Origin of the sequence: Paenibacillus agilis (assembly GCF_007786455.1) — a bacterium.
Lineage (GTDB): Bacteria > Bacillota > Bacilli > Paenibacillales > Paenibacillaceae > Paenibacillus_B > Paenibacillus_B agilis.
On record NZ_VNJK01000004.1, the window covers coordinates 121669 to 143624 of the forward strand.

At 44.1% G+C, this 21956-nt stretch carries 18 protein-coding genes; 11 read left to right on the forward strand and 7 right to left on the reverse strand.

Annotation, left to right across the window (positions count from 1 at the left end):
* Window positions 1-62 precede the first annotated feature (62 nt).
* Window positions 63-440: a hypothetical protein gene (locus FPZ44_RS21870; RefSeq protein WP_144993940.1), complete on the forward strand. Its 378-nt coding sequence runs from the start codon at window positions 63-65 to the stop codon at window positions 438-440.
* Window positions 441-585: 145 nt separating this feature from the next.
* Here FPZ44_RS21870 and FPZ44_RS21875 read toward each other — a convergent pair whose 3' ends face one another.
* A complete protein-coding gene (locus FPZ44_RS21875) occupies window positions 586-1947 on the reverse strand; it encodes an aldehyde dehydrogenase (RefSeq protein WP_144993942.1) in 1362 nt (453 codons plus the stop codon).
* A 143-nt stretch (window positions 1948-2090) separates the two neighbouring features.
* Here FPZ44_RS21875 and FPZ44_RS21880 point away from each other — a divergent pair, with 143 nt between their 5' ends.
* Together FPZ44_RS21880 and FPZ44_RS21885 are read left to right on the forward strand one after the other, a co-directional pair.
* Window positions 2091-3086, forward strand: coding sequence for a metallophosphoesterase (locus FPZ44_RS21880; protein WP_261378474.1), 996 nt, complete (start codon window positions 2091-2093; stop codon window positions 3084-3086).
* 162 nt (window positions 3087-3248) lie between these two features.
* Window positions 3249-3998, forward strand: a complete 750-nt coding sequence (locus tag FPZ44_RS21885) for a metallophosphoesterase family protein (protein WP_144993944.1) — start codon at window positions 3249-3251, stop codon at window positions 3996-3998.
* A 167-nt stretch (window positions 3999-4165) separates the two neighbouring features.
* On the opposite strand, the gene FPZ44_RS21890 is transcribed toward FPZ44_RS21885, so the two are convergent.
* The 3 genes from FPZ44_RS21890 to FPZ44_RS21900 all read right to left on the reverse strand — a co-directional run bounded on the left by FPZ44_RS21890 (window position 4166) and on the right by FPZ44_RS21900 (window position 7161).
* The gene (locus tag FPZ44_RS21890; protein WP_144993946.1) at window positions 4166-5119 is read right to left on the reverse strand and encodes a cation diffusion facilitator family transporter; all 954 of its coding nucleotides are present in this window, start codon (window positions 5117-5119) and stop codon (window positions 4166-4168) included.
* A 276-nt stretch (window positions 5120-5395) separates the two neighbouring features.
* Window positions 5396-6211 (reverse strand): histidinol-phosphatase, encoded by an 816-nt coding sequence (locus FPZ44_RS21895; protein ID WP_144993948.1) that lies wholly within the window; start codon window positions 6209-6211, stop codon window positions 5396-5398.
* Between the two features lie 47 nt (window positions 6212-6258).
* Window positions 6259-7161 carry a LysR family transcriptional regulator gene (locus FPZ44_RS21900; RefSeq protein ID WP_144993950.1) on the reverse strand — a complete coding sequence of 301 codons (903 nt, stop codon included), beginning with the start codon at window positions 7159-7161 and terminating at the stop codon, window positions 6259-6261.
* 398 nt (window positions 7162-7559) lie between these two features.
* Between FPZ44_RS21900 and FPZ44_RS21905 the strand changes: the two genes are divergently transcribed.
* Both FPZ44_RS21905 and FPZ44_RS21910 read left to right on the forward strand, forming a co-directional pair.
* Window positions 7560-8822, forward strand: a complete 1263-nt coding sequence (locus tag FPZ44_RS21905) for an MFS transporter (protein WP_144993952.1) — start codon at window positions 7560-7562, stop codon at window positions 8820-8822.
* Window positions 8823-8858: 36 nt separating this feature from the next.
* Entirely contained in the window at window positions 8859-9674 is an 816-nt protein-coding gene (locus FPZ44_RS21910; protein WP_261378475.1) for a GNAT family N-acetyltransferase, read from the forward strand.
* Between the two features lie 82 nt (window positions 9675-9756).
* On the opposite strand, the gene FPZ44_RS21915 is transcribed toward FPZ44_RS21910, so the two are convergent.
* The gene (locus FPZ44_RS21915; RefSeq protein ID WP_261378476.1) at window positions 9757-12495 is read right to left on the reverse strand and encodes a calcium-translocating P-type ATPase, SERCA-type; all 2739 of its coding nucleotides are present in this window, start codon (window positions 12493-12495) and stop codon (window positions 9757-9759) included.
* Window positions 12496-12849: 354 nt separating this feature from the next.
* On the opposite strand from FPZ44_RS21915, the gene FPZ44_RS21920 reads away from it, so the two are divergent.
* Complete coding sequence (locus FPZ44_RS21920; protein WP_144993956.1) at window positions 12850-14394, forward strand: Ppx/GppA phosphatase family protein; 1545 nt, start codon at window positions 12850-12852, stop codon at window positions 14392-14394.
* A gap of 163 nt (window positions 14395-14557) precedes the next feature.
* On the opposite strand, the gene FPZ44_RS21925 is transcribed toward FPZ44_RS21920, so the two are convergent.
* Window positions 14558-15583, reverse strand: a complete 1026-nt coding sequence (locus FPZ44_RS21925; protein ID WP_144993958.1) for a zinc dependent phospholipase C family protein — start codon at window positions 15581-15583, stop codon at window positions 14558-14560.
* 270 nt (window positions 15584-15853) lie between these two features.
* On the opposite strand from FPZ44_RS21925, the gene FPZ44_RS21930 reads away from it, so the two are divergent.
* The 3 genes from FPZ44_RS21930 (at window position 15854) to FPZ44_RS21940 (ending at window position 18689) form a co-directional block, all read left to right on the forward strand.
* Window positions 15854-17176, forward strand: a complete 1323-nt coding sequence (locus FPZ44_RS21930; RefSeq protein ID WP_144993960.1) for a glycoside hydrolase family 125 protein — start codon at window positions 15854-15856, stop codon at window positions 17174-17176.
* A 194-nt stretch (window positions 17177-17370) separates the two neighbouring features.
* Entirely contained in the window at window positions 17371-17826 is a 456-nt protein-coding gene (locus FPZ44_RS21935) for a chemotaxis protein CheX (RefSeq protein WP_144993962.1), read from the forward strand.
* A 68-nt stretch (window positions 17827-17894) separates the two neighbouring features.
* The gene (locus FPZ44_RS21940; protein ID WP_144993964.1) at window positions 17895-18689 is read left to right on the forward strand and encodes an SDR family NAD(P)-dependent oxidoreductase; all 795 of its coding nucleotides are present in this window, start codon (window positions 17895-17897) and stop codon (window positions 18687-18689) included.
* Between the two features lie 86 nt (window positions 18690-18775).
* On the opposite strand, the gene FPZ44_RS21945 is transcribed toward FPZ44_RS21940, so the two are convergent.
* Window positions 18776-19453 carry a YceI family protein gene (locus FPZ44_RS21945; protein WP_144993966.1) on the reverse strand — a complete coding sequence of 226 codons (678 nt, stop codon included), beginning with the start codon at window positions 19451-19453 and terminating at the stop codon, window positions 18776-18778.
* A 255-nt stretch (window positions 19454-19708) separates the two neighbouring features.
* Here FPZ44_RS21945 and FPZ44_RS21950 point away from each other — a divergent pair, with 255 nt between their 5' ends.
* Both FPZ44_RS21950 and FPZ44_RS21955 read left to right on the forward strand, forming a co-directional pair.
* A complete protein-coding gene (locus tag FPZ44_RS21950) occupies window positions 19709-20395 on the forward strand; it encodes a response regulator transcription factor (protein ID WP_144993968.1) in 687 nt (228 codons plus the stop codon).
* Window positions 20392-21873 carry a sensor histidine kinase gene (locus FPZ44_RS21955; RefSeq protein WP_144993970.1) on the forward strand — a complete coding sequence of 494 codons (1482 nt, stop codon included), beginning with the start codon at window positions 20392-20394 and terminating at the stop codon, window positions 21871-21873. Before FPZ44_RS21950 ends, FPZ44_RS21955 begins: the two co-directional genes overlap by 4 nt.
* The last annotated feature ends 83 nt before the right edge of the window (window positions 21874-21956 follow it).

Consider the following 21956-nt stretch of genomic DNA (forward strand, 5'->3'; position numbering starts at 1 on the left):
CAAATGAATCGGTACGCGCTCTTAATTGGGATTTGAGTTTGAATAACGGGGGGGCATCATTCATGATGGTTCAATGGTGCGAAAATGAAAAAGTCACATGGGGTTCGAATGGTTTGTATCGATGTATTAAGCCATTGGTTGATGAATGGGATCCTCTAGGATTACTTGCTTTGGGCGCACCTGATGATGAGTATGACTGTTTAACATTATACCTAATGGAAAGATGCTTAGAAGATTGGAACCGCTCACAACTAACACATGATTTATGTTCTTTCATCGAAGGCCATTTTGGAATAGGGCCTTGCATGATGAAAAGAGAGCGTGCACAGCTTTGGCATGAGCATATTGATCAATTCAGTTATGTACTATGCACCCACCGTGAAACACTTGAACTTGAAGTGCACAAGTTTATTGAGGTTTGCAGAACGAAGGCTAACTAGACATAAATTAAAACATGAAACCATACAAGTATCAAATCCATCCGTATTTAAAAAAAGAGTGTGCACACCTCCGACGTAACGGAAGGGTTCACACTCTTTTGCTTGCGGTTGATTCCATTCATGGACAAGGCAGATGGTTACTTGGTTACTTCATAAACCTCTTCAGCCATTTTAGTGCATTTCGAGCACCTGGGTATCGGAAGGGAATGTCAAGCCAAGTAGATTGAACGAGCAGGCTCTTCTCATGGGAGAACGTAGAGAAACTGAATTGGCCATGGTAACTGCCTATACCGCTCTCACCGACACCGCCAAATGGTAAATAGGGAGTTGCTAGGTGCATCAAGGTATCGTTGATACAGCCTCCACCAAACGATATTCGATCGGTTATTAACTGCTGCACGGCATGCTCTCGTGTAAACAAATAAAGGGCAAGCGGCTTCGGTCGGTCTGTTATTACCTTTATCACTTCTTCTATATCCTCATAAGGAAGGATCGGAAGAATCGGGCCGAAAATCTCATCTTGCATAACGCTGCTTTCCCACGTGATATCGGTTAGGATAGTTGGTTCGATCCGACGCTTTTCCTGATCATGACGACCGCCAAAAGCGATTTTTTCACCGTCTACATAGGAGGTAAGTCGAGTAAAGTGCCTATCGTTAATAATCGAAGGATAGTTATCGCTCGTTAGAGGTTCATCTCCGTAAAATTGCTTCACGACTGCTTGCAAACGTGAAATCAAAGCATCGTGTTGAGAGCGATGAACATAGACATAATCAGGGGCTACGCACGTCTGGCCCGCGTTCGTCCATTTTCCGAAAGCTATACGCTTGGCTGCTAGATCGATATCAGCATCATGGTGCACGATGCAGGGACTTTTTCCACCTAGCTCCAACGTTACTGGGATTAGTCGTTTCGCAGCAGCCTGCATCACGATGCGGCCGACAGCTGTACTTCCCGTAAAGAAAATATAGTTAAATGGAAGCTCAAGCAGCGCTTCATTCGTTTCGATTCCACCTTCAACGACAGTAACAAAGGAAGGAGGGAACAGCTCCTCTATAAGGCGCGTCATCAAGGCACTCGTATGGGGCGCCAGTTCTGAAGGCTTGATTACAGCTGTGTTGCCTGCTGCGATAGCTCCTATAAGTGGAGAGATGGCAAGTTGAAAAGGATAATTCCATGGCACGATGATGAGTACGGAGCCATAGGGTTCCGGAATAATGTACCCTTTGCTGCCTATATGAGTAAGAGGTGTACGAACTCGTCTGGCCTTTGCCCATTTTCCAACATGCTTCAGTGCCTGTCTTGCTTCATGCAGGACGATTCCAATTTCCGTGGCATAGGCTTCTGTATGGCTTTTGCCCAAATCACGATGCAATGCTTCTGCAATTTCCAGCTCATAACGGTGAATCCCATCGATGAGCGTTTGTAGAGCTTCACGTCGCTGCTGGATATCCCGTGTTCGTCCTGTATGAAAATACTGCTGTTGGCTCTGTAATAGCTGCTCCATTGCTGTCCGGCCTCCTTAGCTGTTATGTATATAACTATTTAATCACATTTAATAGATAGTATTCAAAAGAGTCTTTGTAGGTTTGCATTGGTAACAGTCGTCCTTCATAATAAATACATATCAGATGAAAGTAGGGATAATCTTTGGCACCACGCCCGAGCAACTCGTCTACAAGGCTGGAACCAGCACAGAAACCGACGGATCAGACTCAGCCGGCGACATGGACTTCCAAGAAGATGACCCGAAGAACGTTTATAAAGTATGGCATTGGTGCAGCAGTTGGAGTACCTTTATTAAGTGGAGCTTATGCGAAATGGGTGGAGCCTTATCAGCTTAAAAGGAGGACGCTCACGATAGCGTCTGAACGTATTCCTGCCTCCTTTGATGGTGTGACCATTGCCCACCTGTCAGACCTTCACTACGGTGAATTCGTGACGAAGGATCATGTAGCCAACATTTTTGCACAGATAATGGCTAGTAAGCCTGATATGATCTGTTTTACTGGCGACTTGGTTGAAGACCATGTCATGCCTGCAGAGGCAATCATCGAATTAATGCTTAAGCTTCAGGCTCCTCTAGGTAAATATGCAGTACTGGGCAACCATGATTATGTGAGAGATAGTCGAGCCTATCTTAGTAGTGATCCAACAGATCTCGTTACCGCTTCACTGGAAGCCGCGGGTTTTCATGTACTAACAAACAAGCATCATCAAATTCATTATAAAGATACATCTATAGCAGTGGCTGGTATTGATGATGCACTGGAAGGCAACCCTGATATGGAGACAGCGCTTTATGGATGCCCACCGAATATATGGTGCATGCTGCTGGCCCATGAGCCGGATTGGGCTGATATTGCGAGTCGTTATCCTATCGATCTTCAGCTGTCAGGACATAGCCATGGCGGGCAGGTACGCGTTCCGATAGTCGGTCCGCTTATGCTTCCTTTGATGGCAAAGAAATACCCTGATGGAATGTATCAAATTTCGCGAAATCAGGCGAAATTTCCTGAGAAACCAACTTTGCAATTACATACAAGCCGAGGAGTAGGCATGACGCTTATGCCGATTCGGTTCTTCTGTCCACCCGAATGGACGCTTATCACTCTACGAAAAGAAACGAAATCATCCACATCATAAGCTATCAAACAGATATGATTCAAAAAATTGCCGCGATTAGAAATGTTAGCGTTAAGATGAGATAATTATCTATTGCCGAGCTTCCTGCAAATCTATTAAGATCATAGTAATATCTTAATTAGAAGAGCAGAATTGCGTATTTGAGAGGAGGCAGCACCAACTATGCAAACCATAGCTGTTTTATCAGACATACACGGTAACATGCAAGCATTGGAAGCCGTATTGCTGGACATTGAACGGCAGGGTGCTGATAAAATCATTTGTTTGGGCGATCTCGTTGGTAAAGGACCGAATCCTACAGAAGTGACCGATTTGATTTTTGCACAATGTGATGTTGTTGTGCGAGGGAATTGGGATGAGCTCGTTGTTAACATACAAGATGATGAGAATTTCAGCTGGCATGCTGATAAGTTAGGTGTAGAGCGGTTGGCTAAGCTCAAGCAGCTGCCATTTTCCTATGACTGCATTATTAGCGGACGCCATGTACGAATGCTGCATGCCTCCCCACAAAGTGTTTACCATCGTGTACAACCTTGGGATGATAAGGAGAAGCGTCTAGGCATGTTCGAATTTACAGCGCAGTTGAATGATCCGCTTCATCCGTGTCAGTCACCGGATATCGTCATATATGGTGATATTCATCAAGCGTATTTACAACATATTCAAGGTCGTACGCTATTGAATTGCGGGAGTGTCGGCAATCCACTTGATATGACACAAGCATCCTATGTGCTGATTACAGGGCAATTGGGCAGTATTGAGCAAGATTCGTTCTCTGTTCAATTTTGTCGAGTGCCTTATGATATCGAGCAGGCCGTACGAGCAGCTGAGAGAAGCGATATGCCTGCCGTTAAGCCTTATGTCCGTGAATTGAGAACAGGTGTGTACAGAGGCTTGCAGAAGCCTGAGTGAGCATGTCTATGCTGCCATGATCTCGGTTAGTCACGGCTGCTTTATTATACGTATACGTTAACTAAAAAAAGCGGTCTTACTTGAAAGGATCAATTGTCCTTCTCGTAAGACCGCTTTTTTTACTATATGGACTTTTTCAGTGTATCTGAAGTGACTAACCCTAAAGATTAGGTTCGACTTCGCTTCGCAAATATTTTTCCGTATTCACCGTGAGGATGAATGTCTGCATGCTCAGTTTGGATGGTGGAGTGAGTAATATTGTATTTCTCCTTAAGGGTCTCATTTATAGCCAATATGACGCAATAAGGTTGAATATTTTCTCTCACAAAGACATGAGCCGTTAACGAATAATGATCGCTAGATATTGCCCATAGATGCATTTCATGAACATCCTCTACACCTTCAACTTCATGAATATCGGCGCGGATTTGTTCAAGATCGAACTTGTCAGGGACAGCTTCCATAAGGATGCAGTACGATTCCCGAATAATACGTGCCCCACCTAGGAAAATAATGCAGCCGATTACGATACTGATGAATGGATCGAACCAGATCATACCTGTGAAATAAATAAGCAGAGCAGATACGATAACGCCAATGGAGCTTAGTAGATCTCCGATAAAGTGCCATAGGGCACTTTGTACATTTAAGTTTTCTTCTTCTTTCATACTGCGGCTTAGTACGATCGTAAGAACGATATTGACGACAAGTCCGATGCTGCTAATAATAAGCATCAGCTGGAAGTCGATATCAACAGGATTAAAGAAGCGGCGTACACCTTCGATAAAGATACCAATAGAAATAATTGCTAATGCTAATCCATTTAGAAAGGACGCTATAATTTCGAAGCGCAAGTAACCGAACGTGTAGCGAGAATTAGATGCGCGTCTGGCCATATAAATGGCAGTCATACTCAAGCCGAGTGCGATGACATCAGAGATCATATGGGCCGAATCAGATAAGAGGGCTAGTGAGCGAGACATAATACCGCCGACGATCTCGACTATCGTAAAAAATAATGTGAGCAAAAGCGTAATCCATAACGTTTTTAAAGAAGAGGATTGTACTTTAGCATGCTCTAAATGGTGATAATCAGTAGATGGCAATGGTGCAGATTTCATTTCAAATCACCTCATTTTACATTTGCTTTACCTTTTGTTACACAACCGTAATATTGCTGTTAACGTCACATAATGTTCTGAGGGTAATATAATAGCAAGACCCCCTTTTGATGAATATATATCCCTTGAATAGAACCTGCGATGGCAGGTTCTTTTTTTATTTATCGGACTTGGAGACGTTGTTCGTAATAGAGATAGGGTGATCAACCCTCTTATGAGAACAAATAAAGCTGTTCATCGACTCGAAAGAATGAGTGATAAGAACAGCTTGTGCGATCAGGTATGTAGCGGTACGATTTGTTTTTGTTTTGCTTTGTAATACACCCAAGAGGAGAAGCCGATTTCTTGTAAGCGAGCCTGTACCTCTTCCCACTCATCTCCAACGCGTTCTGGCTTATGTGCGTCAGAACCAAATGTAATATCAACTCCAAAATAAAGTGCGCGCTCCAAAATAGCATCCGAAGGATACCATCCGCCGCTTTTCTTTGTTTTGCCTGAAGTATTGACTTCGATTGCGATTCCTTGTTCAGCGACAATACGCAAAGTCTCATCTATCACATCCGGCGCATCAATATCGGAGAATGCTGGATAGTTTCCTTTCATCGCATCGATATGGCCAAGTATTTGGAACATATTTGAACGTGCTGATTCCTGAATAAGTCGGTAATATTCTGTTTTGACTTCTAGGTGTTGAGCGGTGTTCAAGTCTTTCCAGCGCGATTTGTTGAAGATGCTGACATTAAAAGTATGGTGAACAGAACCGATAATATAATCAAATGGGTAGCGGGATAATGTTTCGTGATACAGCTTCGCATATTCAGGGAAGAAGTCTGATTCAATCCCAAGCAGCACATCGATACGACCTTCATACTCTTGCTTTAACGTAAGAACCTCTTCCACATAAGCTGGAAATTCACTTTTACGCATTGTAATCTTTGGGAAGGGCTGTTCCTCTTCATAGCCAAAGTATGGAGTATGATCCGAAATACCGATCACCTGTAAGCCTCGCGCTATACCAGCTTCAATATAATCTCTAATTGTGCCGTTAGCGTGACCGCATCGAACGTGGTGAGTATGTAAATCGAACTTCATGATGCACTGCACCTCCTCTATTTGTTGTGAACCGACTCTTCCTATTTTTACTCGGAACTAACAAATTGATTCTCAGGCATGCCTTTCAAGTCGTTCAAAAATTGCTGCATAGCTGAATTTAAGTAGCGTCCCGAACGGTACATTACGCCAACAGGATGGGCTATTTCTAGTTCATTGACTTGCACAATTTTCATCGTGCCGCGTTTAAGTTCGTTGCTGATCGTTAGCTTGGAGACGATGGCAGCACCAAGATTCAGCTCTACCATTCGCTTTACTTCTTCACTACTGGATAAGTCCATAACGACATGTGGATGGATGTTGTGCTTGCGAAATACGTCATCTGCAAATCTTCTGCCGACTGTATCAGGTGACAGCATAATAAGCGGAACGTCCTTGAGCATGTCCATCGTAGCATGAGTGTACTGTGCTAATGGATGATCAGGGCTAACAACGAGTTCGAACGTATCATAATAAAGGACTGATGATACTAAGCTCGGACTTTTCTCCAGCAAATAGCCAATGCCAATATCGACGGTCCCGTTTTCGATCTGAGCAACGATTTGAGAAGAAGACATAGATAGTATCGTTGTCTTAATTAGCGGGAATTGATCCTGAAAATAAGACAAGATACGCGGCAAAATCTGAATGGCAATCGATGTCGTCGTGCCAAGTACGATATGACCTTGCGGTATTTGGTTCAGATCAGCAAGCTTCTGCTTAAGGTTATCTACTGTATTCAGAATTTGCTCAGCGTGTTCCAGAAATAGCTTGCCACTGTCCGTTAGTGTAACAGGTTGGTTGCGATCAATTAGAACAGTCTTAAACTCATCTTCTAAGCTCTTAATTTGAGCAGACACAGCGGGCTGAGTAAGATTCAGCAACTCACCAGCCTTACGGAAGCTCATTGTTTTTGAGATTGTCAGTAGTGTTTCCAGTTGGCTCAAGTTCATGACAGTCAGTCCTCCTCTTGATACCGGATTTATATGTAGAAACAAGAACCTTGACCTGTTACGTTAGTTAGCGTGAACAAGTAAAGTTAAACCATACCGTGCTTTGTAAATAAAATTTGTCATAATGATTATTATAGATGAAGGGGTGGAAATGGGCAATGATTAGCCATTTCTTCCATTTAAAAGTAAAAGTTTTCATCTTATTCCCAGACAAAAAAGCTTGGAATAGGGAGAAAGAAGTTGATTCCTTAGCCTAGTAAGTCTTTATTGACGCAAAGTTTATCTTACCGCAAAATATGAATAATCGCTCGCTTGCTCAAATATAGTGATGGCTATCCAGCAGCAGCATATAATAGCGATAAACAAACAGGTGGATGAGCCTCATGAGGAGGAAAAGAATGATTACGAAGCAGCAACGCAGTTGGATGATGTATGACTGGGCTAACTCTGCTTTTGCTACGACGATGATAGCGGCTGTGCTGCCTATTTTTTATCAGACAGTGGCAGCTTCTACACTCGACAAACATGTGGCGACTAGCTACTGGTCTTTTACACAGACAACGGCCATGATTCTCGTTGCGCTGATCTCTCCCTTACTTGGGGCAGTGGCTGATTTGTCACAGCGTAGAATGGCTATTTTGAGAGCGTTTGCATGGACGGGTGCACTAAGTTGTGTGCTTATGAGCCTAGCCGGTACCGGTGATTGGCTGCTTGTATCGGCCTTATTTATTGTCGGTACGCTCGGTTTTTCTGGTGGTAACACTTTCTATGATTCATTGCTTCCCACTATTGCTTCATCTGAACAAAGGGATGAGCTATCAGCTAGAGGGTATATGTACGGCTATATCGGTGGAGGCATATTACTTGCACTGAACATTTTGATGTTAGAAAAATATTCATGGTTCGGTATTTCCGACAAGCTGACTGCTACACAGATTGTATTTGTATCTGTTGGGATCTGGTGGTTCCTTTTCTCTCTTCCATTGTTCCGTACGATAAGAGACCCTAAAGAGTGGAATAGGAAACCGGTTCGTTTTTATGCGAATCAAGGGTTTAGTCGAGTCATTCGTACCATTCGTGAAATTCGTCGTTATCCAGAGCTGTTGAAATATTTACTGGCATTTTGGTTCTTTAATGATGGTATCACTACGATTATTAGTATGGCTGCTATTTATGGAGCTCAGCTTGGTATCGGAACAACGCATTTAATTGCTGCGCTTCTTATTACACAGTTTGTAGGTATTCCTTTTACCTATTTATTTGCCAGATTTGCAAAACGCCTTGGCTCCAAGCGTTCCTTGTATATCTCCTTATCGATATATATGATTATCGTCCTGCTCGGTTATTATATGCAAAACGCAGTTCATTTTTACATTCTTGCCATTATGGTCGGCATGGTACAAGGTGGAAGTCAAGCAGTAGCACGGTCCATTTTTAGTCAGTTAGTTCCCAAAGGACGAGAGTCAGAATTTTTCGGCTTCTTCAGTCTTTCGAGCAAAGTATCAGCTTCCATTGGCCCAGCTGTGTTCGGAGTAGTTGGTTTGTTAACAGGCTCTACAAGGTTAGCTATTTTATCTATTTTATTGTTCTTTATTGTAGGTATATTGTTGTTTATGAGAGTAGATATCGCAAAAGGAAAAGTTGAAGCGGGTGAAGGTTAGCCATAACCATTATGGAGCTGTGGGGAGGACTCGAACATGGAAATGATCAAGGATATCGATCGTAATCGCCGTATTGAACAGTATGCATTGAACGCCTGGCCAGCTCTCCAAACGAATGTACTTGATGGATGGTTGCTTCGCTTTGCCGATGGGTATACAAAGCGTTCTAATTCGGTAAGCGCTATCTATAATCAGTCAGAAGTCCAATCTTATGATCAGCTATTAGAAAAGATCCAGATTTGCGAAAGATTATATGAGGGTATGGGTCTTGATGTTATTTTTAAGATGACGCCTTTTGTACCTAATTCTCTCGATGCTCTGTTAGCTGATGAAGGGTATCAATATGTCGAACCTTCCAGTGTACACATTCTTGAATCGCTGCATGATCTGAACGGGCTTGAGGAGTATCGTGAACAAGCAGAGTCATCGAGACTAGAAGTGGAAGTATGCGAATATATAAGCCAGAAATGGCTGGATATCGTAGCGGACTTTAATCATCTCTCCACACAGAATCGCCAAATTACAAGACAACTATTATCGGATTCGCTGCTGCGGAAAGGATTTTTCATTTTATATGTGGAATCTGTTCCTGTTGCTTGCGGATTAGGTGTAGTTGAAGGAGATTATATCGGTCTCTATGACATCGTTACAGCTGAGCCTCATCGCAACAAAGGCTATGGAGAACAGCTTATTAGAGGGATATTGAATTGGGCTATGTCAGTTGGAGCGACGAAAAGTTATATCCTTGTCGTGCAGAGCAATCATAGCGCGAAAAGATTGTATGAGAAGCTGGGCTATAAAGAGATCTATACGTACTGGTATCGTGTTAAAGCAAATAGCAATAAAGCATGATGATGTTGTCAAAATGGAAAAGGCAGTTCCAGTCCTACTGATGTTATGCTGGACGGAACTGCCTTTCTGTGTAATTAGAGGACTAGTAATCGGCCTTATTTCGGCTTCCCATACGGATAAATAGCTTAACGATTTCTACAATCGGCACAATGCTGAATGCAGCTGCGACAACGATCAACCATTGCTCGCTATTCAAAGGCACAACGCTAAACAATTCGTTCATATAGGGAACCCAAATGACGACCAGTACAAGAACACCTGCTGCTAGTGCAGCCCAGTTCAAGTATCGGTTGGAGAAGACGCCAATTGTGAATATCGATTTTGTATTGGAACGAACGTTGAACACATGAGTGAGCTGAATGAGGCCCAGTGTAGCAAAGGCCATCGTAACAGCTACAGCTTCATCATAATGGGTATGTCCCCACCAATAGGTAAGCAAAGTTAAGGCTGCTTCCAGCAATCCTTGATAAATAATGCTAGTGCCAACACCACCTGCGAATACGCTTGTTTCAGAACTACGCGGCGGTTGTTTCATAATGTCTTGTTCCGCTTTCTCCAGCCCAAGCGCGAGCGCTGGCAGCGTATCGGTGACGAGGTTAATCCACAGGATGTGGATTGGGAACAAGATCTTCCAGTTCAACAGTGTAGCAATAAATAACGTGACAACCTCACCCAAGTTGGCGGAGAGTAGAAACTGGATTGTTTTTCGAATGTTGCTGTACACTTTACGTCCTTCTTCTACAGCGACAACGATGGTAGAGAAGTTGTCATCCGCTAGCACCATATCCGATACGCCCTTGGATACATCCGTTCCCGTAATCCCCATCCCAATCCCGATGTCCGATGCTTTTAAGGCTGGAGCATCATTGACACCGTCGCCTGTCATCGCAACGACTTTGCCATGTTTTTTCCAAGCTTGGACAATCCGTACCTTGTGCTCAGGAGACACTCGGGCATAGACGGAGTACTGGGTCACTTTGCTCATGAAGGTTGGTTCATCCAGCTCGTTAAGTTCACGACCCGTGAGCACGCCGCTCTCATCTTGAATAATGTCCAGTTCCTTCGCAATAGCGGCGGCTGTATCGCGATGGTCGCCCGTTATCATAATTGGGCGAATGCCAGCTTCTTTGCATATGCGGACGGCTTCCTTTACTTCTTCACGCGGTGGATCGATCATGCCGACTAATCCGATAAAGGTTAGATTGGCTTCAACCTCGTTTGGTTCCATGGAATGTGGAAGCTCAGGCTTATCACTGTAGGCAAGAGCAAGCACACGCAGTGCCTTCTGAGCCATCGTTTTGTTGGCAGCCTCAATATTGCGCCGATGCTCTTCAGACATATCCACCGTTTGATTGTCAATATGGATGCGGCTGCATCGTTCTAATAGCACGTCAGGTGCGCCTTTGGTCATTACACGAAATACTTTGTTGCCTTCAGTAGGCGGCATTTCATGCACCGTCGTCATTAACTTGCGATCCGAATCAAAAGGAAGCTCAGCCCGGCGAGGGAACTGCTCTTCTCCTTCACGCTTATCAAAATTCCGATGCAGGGCAAACTCGACGAGTGCCGTTTCGGTAGGGTCACCTATATAGTTGATTCCTTTTTTACCGGAATGATCAGAACTACCTGCATTACCTGCATCCGTATCGGTTTCCGTCATTTTCGTATCATTACATAATGTCATGACTTGGAGTAGAATATCGCTCCCTGATATCGTGCTCAGGTCTGTTTGCTCGTCTTGCAGCCCGCTGTTGACATAGACCTGCTTTACCGTCATTTTGTTCTGAGTAAGGGTCCCTGTTTTATCTGAGCAAATAATTTCGGTACTGCCGAGTGTTTCAACAGCTGGCAGCTTGCGGATGATCGATTTTCGCTTCGCCATTCGCTGCACGCCAAGAGCCAATATAATAGTGACGATAGCAGGGAGTCCTTCTGGAATCGCTGCCACTGCCAAGGAGATGGATACGAGCAGCATCTCGAGCCACGCTCGCCCTTGGAACATGCCTACACCGAATATGATGACCGCTACAACAATAATAATGATGGTGAAGTATTTACCCAGCTCATTAAGCTTCTTTTGCAGTGGAGTGATATCTTCATCTTCTTGCGAAATAAAGCTGGCTATTTTGCCGACTTCCGTATTTTCAGCTGTTCCCGTGACGATACCGACACCACGCCCATAGGTAACACTGCTGGACATATAGGCCATATTTTTTCGATCACCAATGACGACATCGGGCTTGTCCAAAGGAGCTGTATCTTTTTCAACGGGTACCGATTCCCCCGTTAATGCAGCCTCCTCAATTTTGAGAGAGGCTGATTCAATCAGCCTTATATCGGCAGGTACAACATTGCCGGCTTCTAAAACGACAACATCACCTGGTACGAGATCCTCAGCCTTTACCTCAATCGTCTTGCCACCGCGTATAACGCGGGCGTTGGGTGACGACATTTGCTTAAGGGCATCTAGTGCTTGTTCTGCCTTGTTCTCTTGCAGTACGCCGAGAACAGCGTTGAGTACGACAACGACAAGAATGATGATCGCATCCGTCAACTCGCCAAGAATCCCGGATATTAAGGCAGCGACAAGCAGAATAATAATCATCACATCTTTGAATTGAGCGATCAGCTTTGCGATAATAGACTTACGTTTTGCTTCTTGCAGCACATTTTTTCCGTATCGCTCAAGTCTTGCGGCAGCTTCAGCTTCTGTAAGGCCGTTCCGCGAAGAATCGAGCTTGGCAATGGTTTCATCGTAAGATAGTGTGTAATAAGCCTCTTGCGAGGATGTACGGTCTTGCTGTTTCTGTACTTGTTCCACTGATGTCATCTCCTAGCGATTAGTCTTGTACATAGAGCGAGGCCGTGTACAATCGTACAAGCCCTCGAGTAGGATTAGAGACTTGATGTTCAGTTACCTAGCGTCGATTAAACAAATAAGTATCGATAAGATATAGTAACGTCATTAACAAGATTTGAAGCTGTACAACTGGGTGATAAATCGGACCGCGATTGCATAACGGCACACAATAGCATGTGGAAAAACGTACAAATTCATTCGTATCTCATATATGTTTAGTCAAATGGGAATGTTCATGGTTAAATAGAGTTATACGTGAGCAAGGTTAGCAAGATCATTAATGAAAAGTTCGTTACTGGTAAGGAGGAGCGGGAGATGCACGATTCTGTCTGCAGCGATGAACAGGCTTCGATTCGCCACATCGGCATTATGGATATTGGATCGAACTCCGCCCGTTATATGATAGCTAAGTTGTATGGGAATCGTACCTTTCATATGTTGGATCAAGGAAAGGAAACGATACGGCTCGGAGCTGGATATGACGAAGAAGGGAGTATTCCAAATCAGAAGGTGGACGAGCTGCTGTCGGTCATTCATCGATTCAAACAGCTCGGAGAAAATTATCAGCGTTGTGAATGGATAGCGGTTACGACCGCAGCCATGCGCAAAGCTGCAAATGGTGAGTATATAGTTCGCAGAATTTATGAGGAAACTGGCATTACCGTACAAATGATTAGTGGGGATAGTGAAGCCTATCTCGATTATGTTGCTGTATTATCAACAGTTGATGTTCAAGATGCGGTTATTATGGACATGGGCGGCGGTTCTACAGAATTTATATGGATGGAGAATCGTCAGTTCAAAGAGAGTATTAGTTTGCCAGTCGGAGCGTTGACGATCGCGGAAGATTACGAGGTTGAAGATGCACTGACAGCAGACACGGAGACCTATCTTCGATCCATGACTCGCTATTGGTTAAGGCATGTACATTGGCTCAAGGAAGCCCAAGGGTTGCCACTGGTGGCTATTGGAGGGACGCTTCGCACGTTAGCCAAGATGGATATTGATGAACGGGAGTATGGAGTCGACTCCTTGCATCATTATGAATTTATGCCTGAAGAGGTTGAAGGCTGGCATCAGCGTATAAAAGGGATGGACTTGGAAGAGAAGCAGGCGCTGCCTGGTTTGTCTAAAGATCGAGCAGCTATACTGACAGGATCTCTAACTTTTATAGATGAATGTTTGCTTCGATTCGACTCATCCAAAGTAATGGTCAGCGCCAAAGGTGTGCGTGAAGGTGTGCTGTTCGATATGCTGCGTGGCGAAGGGATACAACTTGATCATCCACTGAAATTCAGCATTTATCATCTTCAGCAACGTTTGGGCTTGAATAGTAGACAAGCTGATCGGTTATGGCAGCTTACGAATGCCCTTATGCGACAGTTCCAACCTATACTTGGTTGGGAAGAGGAGTGGCAGAGGGTTGTTTATGCAGCTGCGCAATTACATGATATAGGCGTATCTGTAAGCCATATGGAACGGGAACGTCACACCTTTTACATGATTCGTCATGCCGAGTTATATGGTCTGACACCTCGCCAAATTGCATTGAGCGCCCTCGTAGCTACGATGGACTTTAAGCATAAGGTTCCTAGGGAGTGGGCGGCAGTAGAAGCCATTCTTCAACCTGGAGATCAGACTATGGCTGCTAAAATGGGGTTAATTATGCGCTTGGCGCTTGATTTAATTCGCGGATACGGCTGCCAAACAGCAGAAGATGTGTCCTGTATCGTTAAAGATGGGGAAATCATTCTTAAGCTGCAAGGATCTGCTGCTCAAATCCCTTGGCGCGGAACGGAAATGTATGCACTTCGTGCCGGTTGTCGACGTTGGCTGAAGCGAGAATTGAAGCTGTCCTGAGCTGTGTAAAACATTAGAAACGAGTAATAAACAACAAACAATAAGCCGCTCACAAGCCTGCTGTGTCGAAATAGACGAGCATAATAGGCTTGATGGCGGCTTATTTGCTGTATCGTTACATGTATCTGGTAAGTTAAATATCGTACCTGAACGGATTAACGGATTAAGAAGACCAAATAGGATCTTCAATCACGATAGGGCGGTTATGTTCTAGCGGAAGTCCTGTCTCATAGGAATGATTGCCAACGGCCAGCTGGAGTGCTTGTTTGGCAGCATCTACATTTGGCATTTGCGCATTGTGCATCCAGGAAACTTCGTTCCAATGTGTAGGTTGTGTTTCAACCGTAGCTTTACCATCCACAGAGGCAAGCTCTCGTGCTCGCCAATAAGTGAGAACAGCCTTAATAGCACGTTCTGCATCCACGGCAGCAGCTTCCCACATATCCCATACACTTGTACTTGTTAGCTGTTCCAAACCTGTTGGATCAGGCCATGGGCGCCGTGCTTCGTTCATGACATCATACGGGGCAACTTTTTTCTTGTACATCATCGGCTCAATTTGATTAAAGGTAACAATTCGTTTCAAACCATATGGATCATGGAAAAGCTTCTGTGCTTGCACCATATCGCGTATGGATTCATTCCAAGCTTCGCGACGTATTTTTCCAGCAAATTCAGGATAATGAGCTGCTACGACTGCTTCAAACGAATCTAGCATGTTCGCTGAGAAGCTGGGTCCTACGTCAATCCATTTCCATACCGGAGTTCTCCACGTTTCCACTCCGAGCTTGCGCTTGGCCACATGGGTATCCATCAGCACCTCAAAACGTTGGTGATCCCATTTCTTGAACCCTGACCGTACAAATACATACGGATGCATATGACGATCAAGAATATGATGCAGTAGAAATCCCAATACATAGACTGCATCGGCACGATTTGTAGGATTAGAACGTGTGAGCAGATCCATTAAGACAGGGCCGCATTGTTGATTATGCATGGCACTGCCGACTTTGTTCATCGTCTTATCTTGTTTCCAAGGCAGGAAATGATGATAGAACAAGAAGTCTGGACCTTGGCAGCCCATATTGAACCATTTGCTATGCGATTGGTTGTCGATCCACGAAGAAAGGCCTGCCTGCTTTATTACTTCTTGGCCGAAAATCATATGAGTCCAAATGTTAGGCATAATTCTTCCCCCTAAACATGTCATATTTTATCTGTAATCCGATTTCCTTCTATACTCTACAAAGATGAACGGCTCATTGTCTATTGTCAACCCTTTCTCTATGTAAATCGGTTTATTCCAAAGGGATCATGAGCAATAGCTGCAATTGTAGACTAGCATGATAAAGCGTTTACATGTACACTAAGTAGTGTTCTATGTGTTATCGTTAACATATAAGAATTTTCATAAAGGTTGCTTAGACAATATGTGGAGAGATAGGTGGAGAGAAGTATGGAACAGTTCCGATTACCGAAAATTGACGTGCCTAAGCTGGAACTGCCTCAAGCAGTAAAGCAGGTATTGGCAGAAGCAGAAGCACAGTTAGCGCATCGACCGAAGCTGCTGAAAATGTTCAAAAATTGTTTCCCTAACACACTCGAAACGACGACAAAGCTATTGGATGACGGCACTACCTTTGTTCTAACAGGAGATATTCCAGCCATGTGGCTGCGCGACTCCGTTGAGCAAGTGATTCACTATGTGCCATTTGCTAAAGATGATGCAGATCTTCAACGCATTATGGGTGGACTTATTAAGCGTCATATGTTCTATATTAACTTGGATCCGTATGCAAATGCATTTAACGAAACGGCAAATGATTGGCATTGGGATGCGAACGATCAAACCGATATGTCCCCTTGGGTGTGGGAGCGCAAATACGAGTTGGATTCCATGTGCTTCTCGATCCGTCTTGCCTATATGTATTGGAAAGAGACGGGGCGCACCGATATTTTTGACACGAACTTTAAGTCAGCGATGCGCAAAATCGTAGATGTCTGGAAAACAGAGCAGCGCCATTTTGAGCAATCTCCATATCGTTTCCACCGTGAAAATTGCCCAGATATCGATACATTGCGCAATGATGGGATGGGCATGCCTGTAAACTATACAGGAATGACATGGTCTGGCTTCCGCCCTAGTGACGATGCTTGTGACTTCCATTATCATATTCCGTCCAATATGTTCGCAGTCGTATCGCTTCGTCACATGCAGGAAATCGCGAAATACGGTTTCCGCGATGAAGCTCTCGTAGCGGAGATGCACAAGCTGGAAAAAGAAATTGATCATGGCATTCAGCTATACGGTGTCGTGACGCATCCGACATATGGCCGCATTTACGCTTATGAGACAGATGGATACGGCAACAACTGCTTACTCGATGATGCGGGTACACCAAGCTTGCTCTCGATTCCTTATCTTGGGTATGCGTCAGCTGATGATCCGATTTATCAAAATACGCGCCGCTTTATTTTAAGTAAGGAAAATCCGTTCTACTTTGAAGGAAAAGCAGCGAAAGGTATTGGCAGCCCGCATACACCAGACGGCTACATTTGGCATATGGCGCTTTCGATGCAGGGCCTGACAGCTTCTTCTGATGAAGAAATGTTGAACATGATTACGATGTTGGAATCTACGGATGCAGATACAGGATTTATGCATGAGGGTTTCCATTCGGATGATCCTTCTATTTTTACACGTCCATGGTTTGCTTGGTCGAACAGTTTGTTCGCTCAGCTTGTTCTTAAAGCGATGCAGCGTGGATTGCTTAAATAGTATAAAATGGGATATACAGTAAGAACGAGCGGTGCTCGTTCTTTTTTATTCAAGAAACTTGAAATAAATATGACATGTAAGTAGTGATTTATAGGCTGATTTCAGTATAATAGTCTTAGTGTTTTCGGGTGTATAGGACGTATGTTACATCTTGAACATACTTCTTGGTGTCAGAAAGGGGCGAAAGATGTAAGATGAAAGCCGAGTGGGTACATCCTTTTTTACAGTCTGCATGCAGCGTTATTGAACAAATCTTACAAGTTCGCCCAGAGCGTGGGGAACTTGAATTGTTAGCTTGGCATGGGACACATGATCTACATATCCAAATTGCCTTGACAGGTCAGATGTCAGGTGTTGTTGCATTTGGATTGAAAGAAGGGGCAGCAGTGAAGATGGCTTCCGCGATGATGGGAGGCTATCCGTTAGAAACGCTAGATGCGATGGGGGAAAGCGCGATCTCAGAGTTGGGCAATATGATTAGTGGCAACGCTTCAACGATGCTGTACAATCAAGGCATCCATGTCGATATTTTGCCGCCGCAGCTCGTTCCACTGCAAGCTATACCGAACTGTGGAACCAATGCAATGGCAGTTCCATTGCATGTACATAATGTTGGTCGTCTGGATATTATGATGAAGATAGAAGGATAAACGCAGAGTGCATTCATGATGGATCATTGGTCCTATAAGGAAAGTTGCTGTACAGAAGAGGTGGAATTATGAGTTATACGAACAATCATTCATTGCGCGATAAAGTCATTCTTATTACAGGTGCATCGAGTGGCATAGGCGCTTTAGTAGCTCGATATGCAGCAGAAGCAGGTGCCGTTCCCATTCTGGCTGCCCGATCTACAGAGAAACTAGCAGAAGTGTCGAGCCAAATTACACAACGACATGAATGTATCACCTTGGATGTAACGGATGCAGCGGATGTAGAGCGGGTCATTCATGATGTAATCGACCGCCACGGTCAACTTGATATTTTAGTGAATAATGCGGGCTTTGGCTTGTTCGAGCTTACACATGAGATGGGGCTTGAACACTTTGAAGCGATGATGGACGTGAATTATATGGGGCTTGTTCGCTGTACGAAGGCAGTTCTGCCGGATATGCTAGAGCGTCAAAGCGGACATATCGTCAACATTGCTTCAATGGCTGGAAAAATAGGGACTCCTAAATCAGCAGGATATGCGGCATCCAAACACGCGGTACTTGGCTTTACGAATTCGCTGCGCATGGAGCTGGCGCAAACCGGTGTGAAGGTGTCTGCGATAAATCCGGGACCGATTGATACTCCATTTTTCCAGTTAGCTGATCCAAGCGGGCAATATGTGAACAACGTGCGCTGGTTTATGATGAAGCCGGAGAAAGTTGCTCGTCGCATTATTCGTGTCATGGAACGTCAGACTGCTGAAGTGGATATGCCTTTGCTAGGCGCAATCGGTACGAAGCTGATGCAATTATTCCCGGGACTATCTGGTCGCGTTGCAGGACGTATGTTGAACAAAAAATAAAGGCAGCCACTTGGCTGCCTTTTTTATATGAATATACGCATAATTGCTCAAATTACAAAGTTGGTTTATCAGTACAATTTACTCATTTACTCCAGAACGGTGCGCAGCGTTAGCTGAATTTCTTCCTGCGTTTTCGCTACAACTGAATCTGGGGCCTTAATGCCGAAATCACCAAATGTTACTTTGGTTGCTCCATCCAGATACAACTTTCCATCTTTGAACATCGATTCTGCTTCAAAGCGCACTTCTTTTGTTTTCCCTTTTACAGTCAGCTTGCCGTTAATGATAAACGATTGTTTTTTACCTTCTGTCCAAGCTGGATTCCACTGTTCAAAGGATACTGCCTCGAAAATTGCTTCAGGATGAGTGACTGTGTCAAAATATTCAGCGGCTTTTAGATGACCGTCACGATCGCTGTTACCCGAGTTGATTTGGTTCATATCTCCTTTGGCAATTGCTTTCATTTGTGCGGGATCCTGCAAGTTAAAGTCCCATGTACCCGTAATCCCGTTCATTTCAAAATTAACGGTTTCTTTGGATGTTGTAACCGAGAAATACACTTTAGATTCCTTGTTTATCGTCCATGACTTATTCATTTGTTCGGCTGTCAGTGTTTGGGCTTCGCTTACTTGCTTCGTATTTTCGCTGGCAGCTGCTTGGATGTTAATATGGTTGCCTACATAATAGTCGTATAGTGCGTAACCTCCAATACCGATTGTAGCTGCTGCTGATACCGCAATGATTATTATTTTTTTCTTCATCATATCCTCCTACAGTAAATAAGCTCTCGTATTCTCGTATTGCTTGCCTCATGTGGTTTATAAGTATCATAATAATGGGTTAAGCTGAGATGGCCTTGAGCGGTAGCTGAAAGTTTCCTGAATGCGTTCAATGGCATTTACAGTGCGTTGGCCAGTTATGTCCGGCGTAAACATTAAGTTTGTATTCAGCAGGCATTCAGCGGTTATTCAGTTACGTCGTTGTTGATCGTGTACAATAGAGTGGAGGGGTGAGAACAGTTGCTTCTAGTAAAAGGAATTAAAATACTGCTCGTTGATGATGAGCCGAATATATTAGAGTTTTTGGAAATGGGATTGGAGAACGAAGGCTTTCAAGTATTTACAGCTCAAAATGGTATGAGTGCAGTTACGATGGTCAAGGAGCATCAGCCTCATGTTGTCATCCTTGATGTAATGATGCCCGGTATGGATGGCTTCGAAGTATGCCGGATGCTAAAGAAGCTGCACAATGCAGCGATTATTATGTTAACGGCAAAAGATGAAGTCGGGGATCGCGTCAAAGGGCTTACGTTAGGTGCTGATGATTATATGGTGAAGCCGTTTAGCTTTGAAGAGCTGCTTGCACGTATTCATGCTCGAATTCGTAACCATTACCCACATTTATTAAGTGAGGTTGCTATTGGACCATTCCGCATTGATGATAGAAAGTTGGAGATTAGTTATAACAAGCAGGTGCTGGATTTGTCTCCGACGGAGTATGCGCTGCTGAAATATGTAGTGACCAATCATAGTCTTGTTTTAAGCAAATCCATGATTTTGGATCATGTATGGGGCTATGATTTCGGTGGAGATGACAATATCGTGGAGGTTTATATTCGCTCTTTGCGCGATAAGCTGAACGATCGAGAGCATCAAATAATTCGAACTCGGCGAGGTGCCGGGTATTGGGTGGAGATTCAGGGATGAAGCAGAAACAAGATCGCATACGTCGATTTTTTGAACCGAACTCGCTTCGTTTTCAGCTGCTCTCGCGGTCGCTGTTTATTTTATCTGGACTGCTGCTGCTGATCGGTATTGTGCAGTATACATTCATGAAACAGTTCCTCTATCAAAATAAAGCGGAAAGTTTGCTCAGCCAAGTGCGTAATATTCCATATCAACTATGGGAATACACGGATCAAATGCAAGGCAAAAATGAATATGTAGATGCGCTGTTGTCTCTTCGTACGCCTGATGTTCAATTTGCCCTTGTCTACACAGATGGCTATGTAAAAGATTTATTTGTTGACCCCTATAACAAAGGAACGCCGCGCATGCCTGAAGTCATCTATACAGAAGTGCTGGAAAGTGGCGTGTGCGACTTCAAATATAAAATAACAGAGGACGAGCATGGTGGAGAGCATTTAGTTGTGCTGCAGCCTATCAAGACGGATAACAAAGTCACTGGACTTGTACAGGTTAGTTCGCCAATCGGTTCCTTAAAAAATGTGCTTATTCCGCAGCTTGTTACCTATTTAGGTGCTTCTTTGCTTGCACTGCTAATTGGCTTGTTTATGTATTTGTCTGTACTGCGCCGTACGTTGAATCCTTTGTCTCATATGGAAAGAACCGTTGAGCACATCAACTCGGGCAATCTAGCGCAGCGGCTGCCTGTTGATCAAGGACAATTAGAAATCGATCGTGTATCGATTGCATTCAACGGCATGCTTGAGCGGTTGGAACAATCATTTAAGTCTGAACAGGAAGCAAAGGAACAGATGCGCCGTTTCGTTGCAGATGCTTCTCATGAGCTTCGTACGCCATTGACTTCGATTCGTGGCTTTCTGGAAGTGCTGATGCGAGGGGCAGCTTCTAATCCGGAACGGTTGGGCAAAGCATTGAAGAGTATGTACGGGGAAGCAGAGCGTTTGCATAGGCTCGTAGAAGATCTGCTGAGTCTCGCGAAGCTGGACCGTGAACCTATTATTCAATTACAGTCAGGGGCGATCGATCGCGTCATCTTCGATATGGAGCAGCAGCTTTTATTGCTGGCTGGTGATCGAACCGTACAATTGGATGTTGAAAAAGAGGCGCTGTGCTTATTTGACAAGGATATGATGAAGCAAGTCATTCTAAACTTGTTCCATAATGCGGTACAGCATACAAATGCGAAGGAAGGCGTAATTCAACTGTCGCTCCGTTATACAGGGAATTGTGTTGAAATCGATATAAAAGATAATGGAGTTGGGATTGCGGCTGAACATGTACCGCATCTATTTGAGCGATTTTATCGGATTGATTCGTCTCGCACGCGTAAATGGGGTGGAGCAGGCTTGGGACTTTCCATTACCAAATCGATTATCGATAAGCATAATGGGAGCTTGCATGTAGAAAGTGAGCTTGGTAAAGGTACGTTATTCCGCGTGATACTACCTTCTGTGAACCAATCAGCAGGTTCTAAGTAAAGAAAATGGTCGCTCGAATCATGAAGAAAGTTGGAGGATGCTCCTTCATTCGTTATAATGATAGGAAGAGCAATCATCGATGG

Excerpts from the sequence above, each read along its gene's own strand:
- FPZ44_RS21870 (WP_144993940.1), top strand. The coding sequence starts at position 63 with ATGATGGTTCAATGGTGCGAAAATGAAAAAGTCACATGGGGTTCGAAT.
- FPZ44_RS21875 (WP_144993942.1), bottom strand. The coding sequence starts at position 1,947 with ATGGAGCAGCTATTACAGAGCCAACAGCAGTATTTTCATACAGGACGA.
- FPZ44_RS21885 (WP_144993944.1), top strand. The coding sequence starts at position 3,249 with ATGCAAACCATAGCTGTTTTATCAGACATACACGGTAACATGCAAGCA.
- FPZ44_RS21890 (WP_144993946.1), bottom strand. The coding sequence starts at position 5,119 with ATGAAATCTGCACCATTGCCATCTACTGATTATCACCATTTAGAGCAT.
- FPZ44_RS21895 (WP_144993948.1), bottom strand. The coding sequence starts at position 6,211 with ATGAAGTTCGATTTACATACTCACCACGTTCGATGCGGTCACGCTAAC.
- FPZ44_RS21900 (WP_144993950.1), bottom strand. The coding sequence starts at position 7,161 with ATGAACTTGAGCCAACTGGAAACACTACTGACAATCTCAAAAACAATG.
- FPZ44_RS21905 (WP_144993952.1), top strand. The coding sequence starts at position 7,560 with ATGATTACGAAGCAGCAACGCAGTTGGATGATGTATGACTGGGCTAAC.
- FPZ44_RS21910 (WP_261378475.1), top strand. The coding sequence starts at position 8,859 with ATGGAAATGATCAAGGATATCGATCGTAATCGCCGTATTGAACAGTAT.
- FPZ44_RS21920 (WP_144993956.1), top strand. The coding sequence starts at position 12,850 with ATGCACGATTCTGTCTGCAGCGATGAACAGGCTTCGATTCGCCACATC.
- FPZ44_RS21925 (WP_144993958.1), bottom strand. The coding sequence starts at position 15,583 with ATGCCTAACATTTGGACTCATATGATTTTCGGCCAAGAAGTAATAAAG.
- FPZ44_RS21930 (WP_144993960.1), top strand. The coding sequence starts at position 15,854 with ATGGAACAGTTCCGATTACCGAAAATTGACGTGCCTAAGCTGGAACTG.
- FPZ44_RS21935 (WP_144993962.1), top strand. The coding sequence starts at position 17,371 with ATGAAAGCCGAGTGGGTACATCCTTTTTTACAGTCTGCATGCAGCGTT.
- FPZ44_RS21940 (WP_144993964.1), top strand. The coding sequence starts at position 17,895 with ATGAGTTATACGAACAATCATTCATTGCGCGATAAAGTCATTCTTATT.
- FPZ44_RS21945 (WP_144993966.1), bottom strand. The coding sequence starts at position 19,453 with ATGATGAAGAAAAAAATAATAATCATTGCGGTATCAGCAGCAGCTACA.
- FPZ44_RS21955 (WP_144993970.1), top strand. The coding sequence starts at position 20,392 with ATGAAGCAGAAACAAGATCGCATACGTCGATTTTTTGAACCGAACTCG.